This window comes from Marinifilum breve, from assembly GCF_003202155.1.
Classification (GTDB): Bacteria; Bacteroidota; Bacteroidia; order Bacteroidales; family Marinifilaceae; genus Marinifilum; species Marinifilum breve.
Genome location: NZ_QFLI01000013.1, coordinates 34590 through 52232, shown reverse-complemented (window position 1 = coordinate 52232; position 17643 = coordinate 34590). Strand labels below are relative to the sequence as shown.

The 17643-nt window shown below is 36.2% G+C and carries 16 protein-coding genes; 8 read left to right on the top strand and 8 right to left on the bottom strand.

Annotated features, from left to right (window positions below; all coding sequences use genetic code 11):
- Positions 1-127: 127 nt before the first annotated feature.
- The 3 genes from DF185_RS20995 to glmM all read right to left on the bottom strand — a co-directional run bounded on the left by DF185_RS20995 (position 128) and on the right by glmM (position 3596).
- Positions 128-553 (bottom strand): retropepsin-like aspartic protease, encoded by a 426-nt coding sequence (locus DF185_RS20995; protein ID WP_165836091.1) that lies wholly within the window; start codon positions 551-553, stop codon positions 128-130.
- Positions 554-759: 206 nt separating this feature from the next.
- The gene (mdh, locus tag DF185_RS20990) at positions 760-1698 is read right to left on the bottom strand and encodes a malate dehydrogenase (protein WP_110363366.1); all 939 of its coding nucleotides are present in this window, start codon (positions 1696-1698) and stop codon (positions 760-762) included.
- Positions 1699-2207: 509 nt separating this feature from the next.
- A complete protein-coding gene (gene glmM / locus DF185_RS20985; RefSeq protein ID WP_110363364.1) occupies positions 2208-3596 on the bottom strand; it encodes a phosphoglucosamine mutase in 1389 nt (462 codons plus the stop codon).
- Between the two features lie 204 nt (positions 3597-3800).
- On the opposite strand from glmM, the gene DF185_RS20980 reads away from it, so the two are divergent.
- Positions 3801-4817, top strand: coding sequence for a pseudouridine synthase (locus DF185_RS20980; RefSeq protein ID WP_110363362.1), 1017 nt, complete (start codon positions 3801-3803; stop codon positions 4815-4817).
- 69 nt (positions 4818-4886) lie between these two features.
- Here DF185_RS20980 and DF185_RS20975 read toward each other — a convergent pair whose 3' ends face one another.
- Positions 4887-6086: a pyridoxal phosphate-dependent aminotransferase gene (locus DF185_RS20975; protein WP_110363360.1), complete on the bottom strand. Its 1200-nt coding sequence runs from the start codon at positions 6084-6086 to the stop codon at positions 4887-4889.
- Positions 6087-6369: 283 nt separating this feature from the next.
- On the opposite strand from DF185_RS20975, the gene DF185_RS20970 reads away from it, so the two are divergent.
- The gene (locus DF185_RS20970) at positions 6370-8994 is read left to right on the top strand and encodes a valine--tRNA ligase (RefSeq protein ID WP_110363358.1); all 2625 of its coding nucleotides are present in this window, start codon (positions 6370-6372) and stop codon (positions 8992-8994) included.
- A 57-nt stretch (positions 8995-9051) separates the two neighbouring features.
- Here the strand turns inward: DF185_RS20970 and DF185_RS20965 are convergent, their stop codons facing one another.
- Complete coding sequence (locus DF185_RS20965; RefSeq protein WP_110363356.1) at positions 9052-9573, bottom strand: hypothetical protein; 522 nt, start codon at positions 9571-9573, stop codon at positions 9052-9054.
- Between the two features lie 173 nt (positions 9574-9746).
- Here DF185_RS20965 and DF185_RS20960 point away from each other — a divergent pair, with 173 nt between their 5' ends.
- Entirely contained in the window at positions 9747-10103 is a 357-nt protein-coding gene (locus DF185_RS20960) for a RidA family protein (protein ID WP_110363354.1), read from the top strand.
- A gap of 57 nt (positions 10104-10160) precedes the next feature.
- Here DF185_RS20960 and DF185_RS23510 read toward each other — a convergent pair whose 3' ends face one another.
- Both DF185_RS23510 and DF185_RS20950 read right to left on the bottom strand, forming a co-directional pair.
- Positions 10161-10634, bottom strand: a complete 474-nt coding sequence (locus DF185_RS23510; RefSeq protein ID WP_133250115.1) for a hypothetical protein — start codon at positions 10632-10634, stop codon at positions 10161-10163.
- A complete protein-coding gene (locus DF185_RS20950; RefSeq protein WP_110363350.1) occupies positions 10591-10920 on the bottom strand; it encodes a hypothetical protein in 330 nt (109 codons plus the stop codon). Before DF185_RS20950 ends, DF185_RS23510 begins: the two co-directional genes overlap by 44 nt.
- Before the next feature lie 375 nt (positions 10921-11295).
- Here DF185_RS20950 and DF185_RS20945 point away from each other — a divergent pair, with 375 nt between their 5' ends.
- The 4 genes from DF185_RS20945 to ung all read left to right on the top strand — a co-directional run bounded on the left by DF185_RS20945 (position 11296) and on the right by ung (position 16452).
- Complete coding sequence (locus DF185_RS20945; protein ID WP_243421808.1) at positions 11296-12657, top strand: NAD(P)/FAD-dependent oxidoreductase; 1362 nt, start codon at positions 11296-11298, stop codon at positions 12655-12657.
- A gap of 234 nt (positions 12658-12891) precedes the next feature.
- Entirely contained in the window at positions 12892-13641 is a 750-nt protein-coding gene (locus tag DF185_RS20940) for a hypothetical protein (protein ID WP_110363348.1), read from the top strand.
- Positions 13642-14147: 506 nt separating this feature from the next.
- Positions 14148-15653 carry a glutamine synthetase family protein gene (locus DF185_RS20935; RefSeq protein WP_110363346.1) on the top strand — a complete coding sequence of 502 codons (1506 nt, stop codon included), beginning with the start codon at positions 14148-14150 and terminating at the stop codon, positions 15651-15653.
- Positions 15654-15783: 130 nt separating this feature from the next.
- Positions 15784-16452 carry a uracil-DNA glycosylase gene (gene ung, locus DF185_RS20930; RefSeq protein WP_110363506.1) on the top strand — a complete coding sequence of 223 codons (669 nt, stop codon included), beginning with the start codon at positions 15784-15786 and terminating at the stop codon, positions 16450-16452.
- Here the strand turns inward: ung and DF185_RS20925 are convergent, their stop codons facing one another.
- Positions 16453-16854: a DUF4783 domain-containing protein gene (locus tag DF185_RS20925; protein WP_110363344.1), complete on the bottom strand. Its 402-nt coding sequence runs from the start codon at positions 16852-16854 to the stop codon at positions 16453-16455. It lies immediately after the preceding gene.
- A 302-nt stretch (positions 16855-17156) separates the two neighbouring features.
- Here DF185_RS20925 and rlmH point away from each other — a divergent pair, with 302 nt between their 5' ends.
- The gene (gene rlmH / locus DF185_RS20920) at positions 17157-17630 is read left to right on the top strand and encodes a 23S rRNA (pseudouridine(1915)-N(3))-methyltransferase RlmH (RefSeq protein WP_110363342.1); all 474 of its coding nucleotides are present in this window, start codon (positions 17157-17159) and stop codon (positions 17628-17630) included.
- Positions 17631-17643 lie beyond the last annotated feature (13 nt).

The following is a 17643-nucleotide window of genomic DNA, read 5'->3' as shown; positions in this document are numbered from 1 at the left end:
ATTTTATGTGGTATTTTATACTTTCAACCGCAAATTAACGCACAAATATATTAATTTTTTTCTAATTCCTTTGTTCCATAATTACTAGCATTTTATGGATTTTCAGTCCTTTGTATATCCTGCTAGCTTACTCTTTGCATAATTGCAAAACTCTCCTTCTGTAATCAATAATTCCATTGTACTTTAAAAGGAAGTCGCTCCCCAGCAATCCACAAATCTCTCGATTGCAATATTGGCGGTACATTTCATTAATTCCCGATAGGTCAATCAAGGCACAAGAGAAGTCGTTTATACATAGAGTTCCAATCTGAAAACGATCGATTTTAGCCATCTCCGTTTCTATGCTCCCCTCACCTAATCCTCTTGATTTTACTTCAGATTCCTCTTGAGTTGCTTTTTGATAATCGTCAACAAAATTTTTATCAAGTACCGTTTTAGAGGCACCGGTATCAATCACCATTTCACCTTTCTGACCTGAGTTAATTTCACACTCAATCAGCAGATGAAAACTATTCTCTTCCAATTCTACAATCTCTATCGGTATCTCTATCATGTTCTTCATTTTCAACAAAGGATAGCAAATATACCAAAAGGAAAGCTATTTTACCACATGATTACTGAACAAAAGTGAGGGAGAGTTAATCAACAAATGGAATATTGAGTATATGAGTACCCATTTGCTTAAAGGCTATTTGCAAATGGACAAAAAAAGGTCATCTCAAATGAGATGACCCCTTACCCTTTAATAAAATGAACCGATTAGGCCATAATGTTCATTTCATCTAAAACTTTCATTACAGACTTAACAGCTTCGGCTGAATCTTTCAACAATGCCATTTCGTCTTCGTTCAATTTTACTTCGATAATTTCTTCGATACCGTTTTTACCCAATTTAACAGGTACACCTAGGTAAATATCTTTCATTCCGTATTCGCCATTCAATAATGCACAAACTGGGAAAATTCTTTTTTGGTCACGAACGATAGCTTCAACCATTTGAGCAGCAGCAGCACCTGGAGCATACCAAGCAGAAGTACCCATTAGGTTTACAAGCTCACCACCACCGAATTTAGTTCTTTCGATAATCGCGTTCAATTTTTCTTCTTCGATCAACTCAGTAACTGGAATACCTGCTACAGTTGTGTAACGTGGAAGTGGTACCATAGTATCACCGTGTCCACCCATCAACAATGCTTGAATATCCTTTGGATTAACATCTAGTTCTTCAGCAAGGAAAGCACGGTAACGAGCTGTATCCAATACACCAGCCATTCCAAATACTTTGTTCGATGCTTTCTTAGCAGTTAAGAATGCTGCATAAGTCATTACATCCAATGGATTTGATACGATAATAATAATTGCATCAGGAGAATGAGCAATTACATTTTCAGTAACTGATTTTACAATACCAGCGTTAGTAGCGATTAAGTCATCACGACTCATACCCGGTTTACGAGGAAGACCAGAAGTAATAACAACAACTTCAGATCCTGCAGTTGCAGTATAATCATTAGTTACACCCTTAACTCTTGTGTCGTAATAGTTAATAGGAGCAGTTTGCCACATATCTAATGCTTTACCCTCTGCCAATCCTTCTTTAATATCAACAACAATAACTTCGTTTGCCAACTCTTTCTGAGCGATACAATTTGCACAGGTTGCCCCCACGTTACCTGCTCCAACTACGGTAATTTTCATATCAGTAAGTTTTTAGTAAGGCGCTTTACAATTTACTTTAGATAACAATAGCTCTAGGCAGCAAATTGCGTAAGCAATATTCATTGATTTATTAATTATTTCTCTAGCTTAATGTAGAATTTTTTCTCTATTCTGAGAACAAATATAAGTACATTGCCATATTTGCAAGTATAAAAACAACTGCTTTCCAACAGCTATTTCTAAATATATAAAAAATCCTCAACAAACATCGAACTTACGACATATTTAGAGGTTTTAAGATTGGGTAAAAACACCCATACAGCAGGTTTCAAGAATAAACGATAATCGGGTCTTCTAGTATTATCAGTAATTTCAGCATAAAATGCGGAGCCTATTTTTTTATTTTTAGCTTACGGATATGAATGAAAATTACATGGTGAGGCTTAGAATTAACAATACGCAAACGATTACGGATTTTTTTCCGTTATAAATAAAAAAAGTGCATTGATTCACATCAATGCACTTTACTTAAAATATATGAGATTTTACTATTTAATGATCTCTTTAATCTCTGAAATGATTTTTTCCGCCAATTGATTTGCAGTTTCCTCATTCTCACTTTCCGAATAAATTCGAATAATTGGTTCGGTATTAGATTTTCTTAAATGTACCCATTCATTTGCAAAATCAATCTTCACACCATCAATATCATTCACTTGTTCGTGCTGATATTTTTCTTTCATAGTCACAAGAACCGCATCAACATCAATTTCTGGAGTCAATTCAATCTTATTCTTAGAAATAAAATAGTTTGGATAAGAAGCTCTCATTTCAGAAGCTTTCATTCCTGTTTTTGCAAGGTGACTTAAGAACAAACCAACACCAACCAAGGCATCGCGACCATAATGACTGGCAGGATAAATAATTCCACCGTTTCCTTCACCACCAATTACAGCATTGTTGGCTTTCATTTTAGTTACAACATTTACTTCACCTACAGCTGAAGCTTCGTAAGACCCATTGTGTTTTTCGGTAACATCACGAAGAGCACGTGTAGAAGATAGGTTTGAAACCGTATTTCCTGGGGTATTTGCAAGCACGTAATCAGCACAAGCAACTAGTGTATACTCTTCACCAAACATGCTTCCGTCCTCGTTCACAATCGCAAGTCTGTCAACATCTGGATCAACAACAAAACCCAGATCAGCTTTTCCTTCTTTCATTACATCAGCAATAGCTGTTAAATTTTCAGGAAGTGGTTCCGGATTGTGTGGGAAATGACCATTTGGCTCGCAGTACAATTCAACTACATTTTCAACTCCCAATGCACGAAGCATACCTGGAATTGCAATACCTCCTACAGAATTTACAGCATCAACTGCTACTGAGAAATTTGCTTTTTTAATGGCTTCCACATCTACCAAATCCAATGATAGGACATGGTCAATATGCTTTTGAGTATAATCATCAACGTTAGTGATACTTCCTAAATCATCAACATCTGCGAAAAGGAAATCTTCTTGCTCAGCAATACTTAGCACTAACTTTCCATCCTCATCATTAAGGAATTCACCTTTTTCGTTCAATAATTTAAGAGCGTTCCATTGTTTTGGATTGTGACTTGCAGTTAAAATGATACCACCATCAGCTTTTTCTTCTGTCACCGCAAACTCAGTTGTTGGCGTAGATGCCAAACCGATTTCCACGACATCAATCCCTAAGCCAATTAATGTACCAACTACAAGCTTATCTACCATTTCACCTGAAATTCGAGCGTCGCGACCTACAACTACTTTAATTTTTTTGCCATTGTGTCTTCTGATTGCCCAAGTTCCATATGCAGCCGAAAACTTTACCACATCTAAAGGACTTAGACCTTCGCCTACTTTTCCTCCAATTGTTCCGCGTATACCGGAAATTGATTTAATTAATGCCATTTTTTAATTTTTGTTAAATGTTTACAGTCACACACACAAATTTAGTGTCGAAAAAAACAATGAATTCATTTTCGATCGTACAAATGTAAAAAATCTATCAGGTTTAATTTACAATCAAAATGAACTTTTTGAAATGTTACTCAAATATATTCTTTGATAATTAATACCTTTGCAAGTTCAAAACATTGATCATACTGTCAGAAAATGGAAGAAAAGACTTACGGTAAGCCTAGAAGAGGAAAGACAAACTACCGATCAAAAAAATATAGCGGAAGCAAAACAGAAGAATCAAAATCTGGTTTAAAAAAAGATTCTAAAAGCATAGAAGAAAGAAAAGATTTTTCTGAAAATCCAGAGAAAAAGAAGCGATTTTCTAAGCAATCGGATCAAAAAAGACCTTTTAAATCCAAAAAAAGATTTAATGAAAATGGTCCTGACAAAGAATCTTTGCGAAAAAGACACTATAGCAAGAAAAAGCAGCTTGAACATGCCCGAATGATGGGTCCAAAAGATGGCATCCTAAGGCTAAATAAGTTTATTGCCAATTCTGGCGAATGTTCACGACGTGAAGCTGATTCGAGAATAGCAGAAGGTCGCGTTACTGTAAACGGTGAAGTTGTTACTGAAGTTGGAACCAAAGTGAATCTTAAAGATAAAGTTTGCATGGATGGAGTTTTACTGCAGCCAGAATCTAAAGTTTATCTTGTTTTGAACAAACCAAAGGATTTTGTAACAACTTTGGATGATCCAATGGGAAGAAAAACTGTTATCGACTTGATTAAAAATGCGTGCAATGAAAGAGTTTATCCTGTTGGAAGATTAGATAGAATGACAACCGGAGTATTGCTATTTACCAATGATGGTGATCTTACCAAACGCTTAACACACCCAAGCTACAACAAGAAGAAAATCTATCATGTGTTCCTGGATCGTGAAATTTCGCAAGAGGAACTTGATATGGTTGATAAAGGTTTGGAGTTGGAAGATGGTTTCATCAAATCGGATGCCATTAGCTTCGCCGATCCTAAAGACAAAAAGCAAGTTGGAATTGAAATTCACTCTGGAAAAAACAGAATCGTTCGTAGAATTTTCGAACATTTAGGATATACAGTTGAGAAACTTGATCGTGTTTTCTTTGCAGGAATTACAAAGAAAAATATCCCAAGAGGAAAATGGAGATTCTTAACTGCTGAAGAAGTTAGAATGCTAAAATTATTCTAAAATAAAAATACCAATAAAAAACGGCTCCCAAATTGAGAGCCGTTTTTTTTTATATTATTAAAGTAACTTTTACAAAGTTCTTCCTGGGTAAACCTTTAATGCTGCAGCAAGAGTTTCCATTGCATTAGCCAAGTCTTCCTTTTTCAACACGTAAGCAATACGAACCTCGTTCTTACCCAAACCTGGAGTTGCGTAGAATCCTGTAGCAGGAGCAACCATAACCGTTTGGTTTTTGTGCTCGAATTCTTCCAAAATCCACTGAGCAAATTTATCAGCATCATCAATTGGAAGCTTAACCACTGTGTAAAACGCACCTTTAGGAATTGGACAATAAACACCTTCCATTTCATTTAAAGCAGCAACCATGAAATCGCGACGAGCAATATACTCATCGTAAACTTCGTCGAAGTATTCTTTTGGAGTATCCAAAGAAGCTTCTGCTGCAATCTGACCAAATGCTGGTGGACACAAACGAGCCTGAGCAAATTTCAATGCAGTATTGATTACCTCTTTGTTTTTGGTAATCATAGCACCAATACGAACACCACATTCTGAGTAACGTTTCGATACTGAATCCATCATTACTACATTTTGCTCTAATCCTTCAAGGTTCATAGCTGAGAAGTGCTCTTCTCCACCATAACAGAATTCACGGTAAACTTCATCAGAGAACAAGAACAAATCGTGCTTCAAAATCAATTCACGCAATTGGTTCAATTCCTCTTTTGAGTACAAATAACCAGTTGGGTTGTTTGGGTTACAAATTACAATCGCCTTTGTTTTAGGAGTCATCAATTTTTCAAACTCTTCAATTGAAGGCAATGCAAAATCATTCTCGATGCTTGAAGTAATAGGTACAACCTTAACACCAGCTGAAATTGCGAAACCATTGTAGTTAGCATAGAATGGCTCTGGAATCAAAACTTCATCACCTGGATTCAAACAAGTCATCAATGCAAAAGTGATTGCTTCAGATCCACCAGTTGTAATCAACATCTCCTCTTCGTTAACATCAATACCAATATTTTGGTACATTTTAGCCAACTTCTTACGGTAAGATACATTACCTGCAGAGTGAGAATACTCAATAACTTTCTCCGTACAATTTCTAATTGCATCCATTGCAACTTCCGGAGTTTTAATATCAGGCTGACCAATGTTCAAATGATAAACTGTTCTGCCTTTAGCTTTTGCGCCTTCTGCGTAAGGAACCAATTTACGAATTGGTGATTCAGGCATCAATCTTCCTTTGTCTGATATCTGTGGCATTTGTTATGTGTTTATATATTTTATGAATAAGGTTTTCTATTTCGCCAAAAGTATATAAAAAAGCAGGTAAAAAAAATGATTTTTAATGCTTTTCAACATCGATTTAAAAAACTGACCATTAGGAAGTAGCAGACGATTGTTTTTAATGATAAAACGATTGCGGACTCTTATTTATTATTTCCCTCATTTTATTGTCATTCAGTGAAGTAATATCCCATAGAATTTCTTAATTTTGACCCAAATTTTTTTGAAAATATAGAATTATTAAATTATAGTTAAACAAATGGAAATCCCAACTAAGTACAATCCTGCAGAATCGGAGGACAAGTGGTATAAGTATTGGATGGATAAAGGATTCTTCCACTCAGTACCAGACGAGAGAGAGGCGTATACAATTGTAATTCCGCCACCAAACGTCACCGGTGTGTTACACATGGGGCATATGCTAAACAATACAATTCAAGATGTATTGGTCCGCAGAGCCAGATTGCAGGGAAAAAATGTCTGTTGGGTACCAGGAACCGACCACGCGTCGATTGCTACCGAAGCTAAAGTTGTAAACAAACTAAAGCAAGAAGGTATTGCTAAAGCAGATATCACTCGCGACGAATTCATGAAACACGCTTGGGAGTGGAAAGAGAAACACGGTGGAATCATTTTGGAGCAGTTGAAGAAATTAGGTGCTTCATGTGATTGGGAACGTACTGCTTTTACCATGGATGAATCTTTGTACGAATCAGTAATTGATGTATTCATCGATTTGTATAAGAAAGATAAGATTTACCGCGGTGTTCGTATGGTAAACTGGGATCCAGCTGCGCAAACTGCTGTATCTGATGAGGAGGTAATCTACAAAGAGCTACAATCGAAACTTTACTATTTAAGATATAAAATTGAAGGAACAGAAGATGAGTATGTAACTATTGCAACTACTCGTCCGGAAACCATTTTAGGTGATACCGCTGTTTGTGTGAATCCAAACGACGAGCGTTTTACTCACTTAAAAGGCAAGCGTGTAATTGTTCCTTTGGTAAATCGTTCTGTACCTATTATTCAGGATGAGTATGTAGATATGGAATTCGGTACTGGTGCATTGAAAATTACACCAGCTCACGATTTGAATGACTACGAAATTGGTGATCGTCACAACTTGGAGTCTATCGATATCTTTAACGACAATGGTACAATGAGCGAAGCTGCTCAAATGTACATTGGCAAAGATCGTTTCGAAGTTCGTGATTTGATTATTCCTGATTTGGAAGCTGCTGGTAACTTGGTAAAAATGGAAGATTACGTGAATAAAGTTGGTTTCTCTGAGAGAACTGATGCAGTAATCGAGCCTAAGCTAAGTATGCAGTGGTTCTTGAAAATGAAAGAACTTTCGGCACCAGCATTGGAGCATGTAATGAATGATGACATTCAGTTACACCCTGCCAAATTCAAAAACACTTACCGTCACTGGATGGAGAATGTGAAAGACTGGTGTATTTCTCGTCAGTTGTGGTGGGGACAAAGAATTCCTGTGTACTATTTACCTGAAGGTGGATATGTTGTTGCAAAAACAGTTGAAGAAGCTGTTGTTGAAGCCAAAGCAAAGACTGGCAAGGAATACAAAGCTGAAGAATTGCGTCAGGATGAGGATGTATTGGATACATGGTTCTCTTCATGGTTATGGCCAATTTCTGTATTCGACGGAATTCGCAAGCCTGGCAACGAAGAAATTAAATACTATTACCCAACCAATGACTTGGTGTCTGGTCCAGATATTTTATTCTTCTGGATTGCACGTATGGTAATTGCGGGTTATGAATATATCGGCGAAAAGCCATTTAGCAATGTGTACCTAACAGGTATCGTTCGCGATAGCCAACGTCGTAAAATGTCTAAATCATTAGGTAACTCACCAGATCCATTGGATTTAATTGCCAAGTATGGTGCTGATGGTGTTCGTGTAGGTATGTTGCTTTGTTCTCCTGCAGGTGGTGACTTGTTGTTTGACGAAAACTTGCCAGAGCAGGGACGTAACTTTACTACCAAAATCTGGAACGCATTCCGTCTGGTTAAAGGCTGGGAAGTTGCAGACATTGAGCAACCAGAATCAGCAAGAATTGCAACAGAAGTATTCCATGCACGTTTGAATAAAACCATGGAAACATTGGATGAGCAGTTCAAGCAATACCGTATCAGCGAGGCATTGATGACCGTTTACACTCTGTTCCGCGATGAGTTCTCATCATGGTATTTGGAAATGGTAAAACCAGGATATCAGCAACCAATCGACAAGAAAACTTACGAAGCTACAGTTGGCTTGTTCGAGAAGTTGATGCAGTTGCTACACCCATTCATGCCATTCCTAACTGAGGAAATCTACCAGTTATTGGCTGATAGAAATGATGAGGATAGCATCATGATTTCCGTAATGCCTAAACCTGAGGCTTACGATGCTGCATTGTTGGAGAAGTTCGAACAGGTGAAGGAAGTAATTGTTGCGGTTCGTAACATCCGTAAGCAGAAAAACATTGCATTTAAAGATGCTTTGGCAATGAACTACCGTTTGAAAGAAGGCAATTACGATTCTTCTTTTGATACTGTAGTAGCTAAGATGTGTAACCTTAACGAAATTTCTGCAGCTAATGGAGAAATGAGTGGAGCAATGTCTTTCATTGTAAAAGCTGTCGAGTATTTCATCCCTCTTGGCGATTTGGTTGATGTTGAAGAAGAGTTGAAGAAAATGGAAGAAGAGTTGAAATACACTCAGGGATTCCTTGCTTCTGTTCAGAAGAAAATGAGCAACGAACGCTTCGTAAACAACGCTCCTGCCAAAGTGGTTGAAATGGAGAAAAAGAAAATGGCAGATGCTGAAGCCAAAATCAAAGTTTTGGAAGAGCGTATTGCTAGTATGAAATAATTGAGACAATCTCAACTATATATAAAATGCCGTTCCAGTTGGAGCGGCATTTTTTGATTACTTTCTTAAAAAGATTATTTTGGCTGAAACACTTATCTCTGATTCAGAGCTAATGTTCTCATTAAATAATTTGTCAAATTCAGAAAAACTCATCATTCCTTCTTCTGGATATTCATCGGAATTATCTATATCAAAATCATTGTCTACAAATATCAATTCATTACCTGATAGTGTAAATGGCAAAACTTGCGTGTTAACATCGGGCTTGCCTTCTTCTTTGTCTTCCTCGTCGATAGGAAAATACAATTCAATTGCAGTTTCGTTGTTGGTATACTTCCAATCAACAACATCGCCATATATTAATTTACAGGTACCGTTCTCATAGAATTCCATACTGCCATTTATATCTACCAAATCAGTAATATCGTAGTTTACAGACTTATTATTGATTTTTGTGACAATGGTTTTGGTATACTTCCAATTTCCAATAATACTTGTGTCAGTATCGTCATCACTGCAGGAAATGAATGTAAATGTTGACAATACTGCCACAAGGAAAAGTTTGATCAATTTGTTCATTTGATAAAATTTAAAAATTATAACTCAAATATGAGAATCGAATATAAAAATGAATGCATTTGTGTGCAAATATATCTATTATGCTAATTTGGATGAATTAATTCATTGTAAAAAGCATTAAGTATCCTGTTTTTTTTATTTTCGCTCTCAAAATAACTTAAACATTAATCAAAATGAGTATCAAAAGAATCGATTCAACTCCAAGAATGAGCCGCATTGTAGAGCACGGCAATACCATTTATTTGTGTGGTCAAACTGCAAAGGATGCTACCAAAGATATCAAAGAGCAAACTGTTACCACTCTTGAAAAAGTAGAAGAGCTATTGGAAAAAGCTGGTTCTGACAAAAAGCATATCCTTTCTGTAACCATTTACGTTCGCGATATGAAAGATTTCGCTGCCATGAACGAAGTTTGGGATGCTTGGGTAGAAGATGGATACCAACCTGCTCGAGCATGCGTTGAGGCACGCATGGCTCGTCCTGAATTATTGGTTGAAATGTCTGTTGTTGCGGCTAAGAAAGAAGCTTAATCACAGTAAAATCATAATACAAATCCGAAATACCAAGCTGGTGTTTCGGATTTTCTTTTACGCTTGTAACTTCTCTCTCCTTTTGTTTCTGATTAGTTCGTACATATACCTTCCCATAAAAAAAATTAGCGATACAAGTAAAAATTGATCAAGTAAAGACCAATACTCCAATTGCGATGAAGAGAAATAATCTTCAATCTTAAAATCCTGATAACCACCAAATGACTGCAGGACAAATCCCATTCCTACAAGCACTGAGAATGCCATTCGTGGCCAACTAATGCGCTTCTGATACAACTTGTAAATGGTATTAACCATTAAGAATAGACCAATAATTAATCTTCCAAAATCCATACTCTTTAGTTTACTGAAGAACTTGACAAAGTTATTTAGGTTAGTCGGTACAATCGAATAAAATACTATGTTCTTTGGCAAAAGCATAAGTCGATCTACCACTTGCAGCATTCTAGCTATTAATGTTCCTATTCTATCTGCCAATGTTTGCGTACGACCTGCCAATGGTTCTCTCATTGTTAATAAGTGCACGCTCATACCTGCCATCCGTGTCGTGAGACCTGCCAAGTGCACGCTCAATGTTGATATCTGCACCGTCAATGTTAATAACCGCACGCTCCCACCTGTCATCTGCATCGTGAGACCTGCCATCTGCACACTCTTTGTTGATATCCGCACGCTCATTGTTAATAAGTGCAATGCACTTGGCAGGAATTAGCATGCATTTCTCAGGTCGCAGGGTGCAGTTGGTAGGTAGAACTGAACATTTTACAGGTCTCTTGATGTTTTTATCAGGTCCCATTCAAACATTACCAGGTCGTACGACTAAACTAACAGGTGTAGTGGTGAACCTGAGAAGAAAGAGTGTCCTTTTTGTATAAAAGAGAATTCATTTGGTAGTAGTTAATAAAGACGTAGTAGTGCTATGTCTCTACAGAAGAAGAAAATGTTTTGTAGATTATAATTAAAGATTACAAATATTAATTCCGACAAATTTATTGGTGGTATTTAGCCGAAAACAGAAAATATTGACGGTGATTTTAACTGCTTGTAAAATTAATTTTCTCACGCAATCGGTTGAAAAATAACATCGATTAGAATATTAGAGAATAATTTCTTTAATTTGTAAAAGATAAAAGAGTCTTTAATCCGAATAAAAGAAAAACATATGGATTAAATGGCAAATTTTCTTAATTCAAATACAAAGATGGATACCATAAAGCACATACCCGAGAATGGGAAAACCAGAGTAGTAATTATTGGAGGTGGATTTGCAGGCTTGAAGCTGGCAAGACAGTTGGCTAATACAAAATACCAGGTAGTACTTATTGATCGAAACAACTTTCACCAGTTTCAACCCCTATTTTATCAGGTAGCAACTTCGGGGCTAGAGCCAAGTTCTATATCATTTCCTTTGCGCAAGATATTCCAAAAGAAAAGCAATGTCCATTTCCGAATGGCTGATTTATTGGAGGTAAATTCAAAGGAAAATGAAATCTACACCAGCTTGGGGAAATTGAAATACGATTACCTGGTGTTGGCAACCGGAGTAAGCACGAATTACTTTGGAAATAAAAATATCGAAGAGTTCTCCATTCCTATGAAATCTGTTTCAGAGGCCATTTTTCTTCGAAACTCAATCTTGAGAAATTACGAAAAGGCCTTGAACGAATCGGATCCTGAAAAAGCAGCCAACTACATGAACATTGTGCTTGTGGGAGGTGGACCAACCGGTGTAGAGTTGGCAGGAGCATTGGCCGAAATGAAATCAGAAATTCTTCCGAAAGATTATCCGGAACTCGATTTTAGCCTGATGAATGTATACTTGTTCGAGGCTTCGGACAAATTACTGAATGGCATGTCGGAAAAGGCATCGGCGAAAGCCAAAAAATTCCTTGAGAAACTTGGAGTGATTGTTAGAACCAATGCCAGGGTTGCCGATTACGATGGCTTAACCATTCGTTTGGATGATGATGAAGAATTTAAATCATATACTATGGTTTGGGCAGCTGGTGTTGCAGCACGTCCTATTAAAGGAATCAGCGAAAATGCTAGTGTACGTGCAGGAAGACTTCAGGTAGATCAATACAATAAAATAGTAGGTTTGGATAATGTATTTGCCATGGGAGATCTTGCCTACCAAACCGAAGGCAAATTTGAGAATGGACATCCCCAGGTTGCTCAAGTTGGATTACAACAAGCTGGAAATCTGGCCAAGAATTTTAAAAGATTACTACAGAACAAAGAGATCAAAGCATTTCATTATACCGACAGAGGATCGATGGCTACTATTGGGAAAAATTTAGCAGTTGCTGATCTTCCTGGAATGAAAATGCAAGGATTCTTTGCCTGGGTACTGTGGTTGTTTGTGCACCTTATGGCAATTGTAGGTGTGAAGAATCGCTTTTTTATTCTTATCAACTGGGTTTGGAATTATTTCACCTCCGATCAATCCTTAAGAGTTTTAATCCGTCCTAAAAAAAGAAGTTTCACCGATAAGGCCAGTCTAAAAGTAAAAGCAGACAATGCAATAGTCTAAAAAATTAAAAATATCATATCCACAAAAGTGCCGAATACAGAGTAATTCGGCACTTTTTTATTTTTTGGCACAAGCTTTGCAAATATCTAGACAAAGTATACCGGTTATTTACTTTACGGATTCATCCCTACCAAAGGATGACGATATTTTGCCAGAAACAATTGCACACAGTAATAGTTTTCGACTGCAACTCAACGGAGAGCAGAATGGCTTTCACCATTAAATACCAAAACTATGAAAACGACAAAATATTACAAGTTGCTTGCCAGTATAGTATTGGTCTCAACGCTTACCACATATACAACTAGTTTATTTGCTCAAAGACGATCTTACAATGAAGAGGCTACTCGTTACGAAGAGAGAAAAAGAAACAAGTCTTTTCATGAGAACAATAATAAAGATCGATCTAAACGAAGTAGCTATAATTATAAAGATGATCGCAGATCTCAAAGACATGATCACAAATACAAAAATAAAAAATCACATTACAGTAATCACGATCATTATTCACACAAAAAACACAAGGGACATAAGCATTACAAGCACCATAAGCATGGGCATGTAGAGCATAGATATTATCATGGAGACCATTATAGAGGACACCATAGATATCATCACAGGCATCATGCGCCATATTACAGACACAAGCACTACTATAATAAACATGGTCACAGTTGCTACAACCATTCAAAATATGGTCAAGTAATTTGGAGATTTTCTTGTGAACCAAGAGTGATTCATTATCACAGTGGTGATTATTACTATACCAATGGATATTATTATAGATACTATCCTGAGTTTGGCTTTATTCATGTAGAGCCACCAAGAGCAGTTTACTTCTCACACCTACCCAATGATTGTCACCGGGTTAAAGTTCATGGAGGAGTTTATTATACTGATGGAGATTTGTGTTTTGTGAGACATAGAAAAGGATTTAGATTGGTTACAATGCCTGAAGGAATTCATTTTTCAATACGATTTTAGAGAATATTTAACAGTATTGATTTCGCATTAAAACTCTAAAAGTTAAAATAAGGGGGTTTAGTTTTAAATTACTCTAATTTCCATGGCGATTTTTGTATTTTTCACACCCTTTAAGTGATAAAAATGACGTTTTGAAGATAGGTTGACTAAAAATAGGGCGTTTTAAAAATCAAAATATATTCTTTTAAATGCTACCTCAACAAAAAAGAGGATTCACAGAATAAAAAATGATGATTTTAATTTAAGATCACCTTTGGAAAGGGGGTAATCTAAAAAAATAAATAATTGACCGTCGAAAACGGTTTCGAAAAGCTGTTGCAAAACAGCTTTTTTTGCATCCCGCAAAAAGCAAAAAACACTCCCAAACACCTGATTTTATTGGCCATTTGGCAAGTTTTCAATCACTATTCTAAAAACGCAAAACTTTTTGGAAAATAAATGGGTTCAGATCTATTTTTATCACAAGAACTAAAACACAACAACAAATATTTATAAAACGCGGTATTATGACTAGGGAAGATTATAAATTAGATCCAAACAAACTTGTTCAGTTTCTTAAAAAGCCAAGTTCGGAGTTTACAAAGGAAGATTTGATTGAATATGTAGTGGAGAATGATATTAAAATGATCAACTTCCGCTATGTTGCTGAGGATGGAAAATTAAAAACTCTAAACTTTATTATAACTGGTTTAGATCACCTTGATAGTATTTTATCAACCGGTGAACGTGTTGATGGATCGAGCTTGTTCTCATACATTGGAGCAGGATCAAGTGATTTATATGTAATTCCAAGATTTAAAACTGCATTCGTTAATCCTTTCTCTGAAGTTCCAAGTTTGGATATTCTTTGTTCTTTCTACACTGCAGAAGGAAAACCTCTTGAAAGTGCACCTGAGTACATTCTTAAAAAGGCAAACAGAGAATTTGAGAAATCTACAGGTCTTAAATTTAAGGCAATGGGTGAGTTGGAGTACTATATTAAAAGTGCCAACCATACACTTTACCCAGATGTTGATCAAAAAGGGTATCACAGTTCTCAACCATTTACAAAATGGGAAAACTTACGTCGCGAAGCAATGGTATTAATTGCTCAATGTGGTGGTAAAATTAAATATGGCCACTCCGAGGTAGGAAGTTTTACCGCTGGTGAAGATGGATATGAGCAGCATGAAATTGAATTTTTGCCAGTAGAAGCTGAAGATGCAGTAGAACAATTACTAATTGCAAAATGGATTGTAAGAATGCTTGCTGCCAGAGAAGGTGCTTTGGTAAGCTGGGCTCCAAAAATTACAGTAGGAAAAGCAGGTAGTGGTCTTCACATTCACATGTTGGTTGAAAAAGATGGCAAAAACATCTGTATTGAAGATGGAAAGTTAAGTGATACTGCTAAGAAAATGATTGCTGGTATCATGGATCTTTCGGGTGCATTAACTGCATTTGGTAATACCATCCCAACATCTTACTTAAGATTGGTTCCTCATCAAGAAGCTCCTACTTATGTATGCTGGGGAGATAGAAACAGATCGGTATTGGTACGTGTTCCTCTTGGGTGGGTAGGCGCAACTGATATGATCAAGGATGTGAATCCACAACAGGATGCTGATCCAAGAGATTTCTCAAGCAAACAAACATTCGAATTTAGAGTTCCTGATGGATCTGCAGATATGTACCAATTGATGGCAGGTTTGATTGTTGCAGGACAGCATGGATTGCAAATGGAAAACAGCTTACAAGTAGCTGAAGAATTGTATGCTGATGTTGATATTTTCGCTCCACATTATAAAGAAAAATTAGAGAAATTAGAACAGTTACCAACTTGTTGTTGGGAAAGTGCTGATTGCCTATTGGAGAAAAGAGAAATTTTCGAGAAAAATGGAATTTTCCCACAAGGAACAATCGATTCTGTTGCTAAGAATTTAAAACTTTATGAAGACAATGGCTTAAATGATAGAATTCTAGGCAAAGTAGATAAGATTATGGAAATCGTTGAAAAGTATATGCACTGCATGTAATGATTTTAGATTAGAAATTAATTATACATTTAAAGATCTGACAGGAAATTCTTGTTGGGTCTTTTTTTATGAATTGATTTTATGGATAAGTTTATCTTTGATGCTATCTTCGAAAGAAAAATTTTCAAATATGAATGTGCAAATTGAGGAAACCTGGAAGGAGAAACTTCAAAATGAATTTTCGAAAGAGTATTTTCAACGCTTGGTTCATTTTGTGAAATCTGAATATCAAACTAAGAAAGTTTATCCTCCTGGGAAATTGATTTTTAATGCCTTTAACAAATGTGCATTCGATGATGTAAAATTGGTGATCATTGGACAAGATCCTTATCACGGATTTGGACAAGCTAATGGTTTATGCTTTTCTGTAAACAATGGCGTTGCCCTCCCTCCTAGCTTACAAAATATCTTTAAAGAAATTAATTCTGATTTAGGATTGAGCATGCCCAAAAGTGGAAACCTTGAAAAATGGAGTGAACAAGGTGTAATGCTATTGAATGCCACACTCACTGTGAGGGCCAATCAGGCTGGTTCTCACCAAAACAAAGGCTGGGAACAATTTACCGATGCAGTTATAAAATATCTTTCGGAAGAAAAGGAAAATCTTGTTTTTCTATTGTGGGGATCATATGCACAAAGAAAGGGAGAGCAAATTAACCGCTCGAAGCATTTGGTATTAAAATCGCCTCATCCATCACCCTATTCCGCTGACAGAGGATTTTTTGGAAACAAGCACTTTAGCAAAGCCAACAAATATTTGGAGGAAAAAGGAAAGGCTCCAATCAATTGGAGCCTTTAGTTAATCTTTTTCTATATGGAGCTGGTGAATAATGAATTTTCCGTTTTGTTTCTTCGAAAGAAAGCTTAATCGGAAATTTCCCTTTTTAGTGATTAATTCACCAGTTGCATATCTTGCTCCGGTTTTTCCTCCGGCATGTTTCTTTTTAAAATCAGTTGGCGGATAGTCTCTAAAAAACTTATCTAGAATCTGTTTTGCTTGAGATTTGCTATAACTGCCTTCTTTGTCTTGAATCGAAAGTTGGATTCTATCGCTAAAATAATTGGACAAACTTGCACAGTTTCCTTGTTTGAATGCAAGTACTAAGTTTTTCGGCAAATCATTCTGTGTTTGCGAACTTACATCAGTAGCCGAAAACAGAACAAATAGAATTCCAACAAATATGTATCTAATAATTTTCATCTGTTATAATTTTTCTTGCATTAGCCAGATGGAAGCCTCGAGATTAAAATAATTATTATCGCATTGTGATAATTATTTTAATTATCCTCGTTTCATCTGAATAATTTTAATTCATTATCATTTACCTTTACACAAATTCTGTGCGAAAAACATACCGCAAGATAAAAAAAATCTAATCGAGAACCTGATTTTGAACAGATAATTGGTTATACCCTATCGATTAAAGGCAAGGTATAGCACGGAATTGAAAGGATTTAAGTTGAATATTTTTGGGAATACCATTTTGTGAAAAACAGACACTTATGAAAGCAACTCTCTTGGTAATTGGAAAAACTGATAAAGATTTTGTGAAAAAAGGCATTGATGAATATCAAAAGCGTCTTGTGCATTACCTTCCGTTTGAATTTAAAATTATTCCCGATTTAAAGAACACAAAAAATCTTTCTGAAAATCAGCAAAAACAAAAAGAAGGTGAATTAATTCTTGAGAAGCTAAAACCTACAGACACACTAATTTTATTAGATGAAAATGGCAAAGAGTTCTCATCAGTAAGTTTTTCTAAGTTCATGGAGCAGAAAATGATTAGCGGAACTCGAAATCTTGTTTTTGTAATTGGTGGACCTTATGGATTTTCGGAAGAGGTATACAAAAAAGCACAAGGCAAGGTTTCTTTATCAAAGATGACTTTCTCGCACCAAATGATTCGCATGATTTTTATTGAACAACTTTACCGTGCCATGACTATTATAAAAGGAGAACCTTATCATCATGTTTGATGATTTAATTGAA

Bases quoted from the DNA above. Each gene is read 5' to 3' on its own strand.
- DF185_RS20995 (WP_165836091.1), bottom strand. From the start codon at position 553: ATGATAGAGATACCGATAGAGATTGTAGAATTGGAAGAGAATAGTTTT.
- DF185_RS20940 (WP_110363348.1), top strand. From the start codon at position 12,892: ATGAAAACGACAAAATATTACAAGTTGCTTGCCAGTATAGTATTGGTC.
- DF185_RS20980 (WP_110363362.1), top strand. From the start codon at position 3,801: ATGGAAGAAAAGACTTACGGTAAGCCTAGAAGAGGAAAGACAAACTAC.
- rlmH (WP_110363342.1), top strand. From the start codon at position 17,157: ATGAAAGCAACTCTCTTGGTAATTGGAAAAACTGATAAAGATTTTGTG.
- DF185_RS23510 (WP_133250115.1), bottom strand. From the start codon at position 10,634: ATGAGAGAACCATTGGCAGGTCGTACGCAAACATTGGCAGATAGAATA.
- DF185_RS20925 (WP_110363344.1), bottom strand. From the start codon at position 16,854: ATGAAAATTATTAGATACATATTTGTTGGAATTCTATTTGTTCTGTTT.
- DF185_RS20970 (WP_110363358.1), top strand. From the start codon at position 6,370: ATGGAAATCCCAACTAAGTACAATCCTGCAGAATCGGAGGACAAGTGG.
- DF185_RS20945 (WP_243421808.1), top strand. From the start codon at position 11,296: ATGGCAAATTTTCTTAATTCAAATACAAAGATGGATACCATAAAGCAC.
- DF185_RS20935 (WP_110363346.1), top strand. From the start codon at position 14,148: ATGACTAGGGAAGATTATAAATTAGATCCAAACAAACTTGTTCAGTTT.
- ung (WP_110363506.1), top strand. From the start codon at position 15,784: ATGAATGTGCAAATTGAGGAAACCTGGAAGGAGAAACTTCAAAATGAA.
- DF185_RS20975 (WP_110363360.1), bottom strand. From the start codon at position 6,086: ATGCCACAGATATCAGACAAAGGAAGATTGATGCCTGAATCACCAATT.
- DF185_RS20965 (WP_110363356.1), bottom strand. From the start codon at position 9,573: ATGAACAAATTGATCAAACTTTTCCTTGTGGCAGTATTGTCAACATTT.
- mdh (WP_110363366.1), bottom strand. From the start codon at position 1,698: ATGAAAATTACCGTAGTTGGAGCAGGTAACGTGGGGGCAACCTGTGCA.
- DF185_RS20960 (WP_110363354.1), top strand. From the start codon at position 9,747: ATGAGTATCAAAAGAATCGATTCAACTCCAAGAATGAGCCGCATTGTA.
- DF185_RS20950 (WP_110363350.1), bottom strand. From the start codon at position 10,920: ATGGGACCTGATAAAAACATCAAGAGACCTGTAAAATGTTCAGTTCTA.
- glmM (WP_110363364.1), bottom strand. From the start codon at position 3,596: ATGGCATTAATTAAATCAATTTCCGGTATACGCGGAACAATTGGAGGA.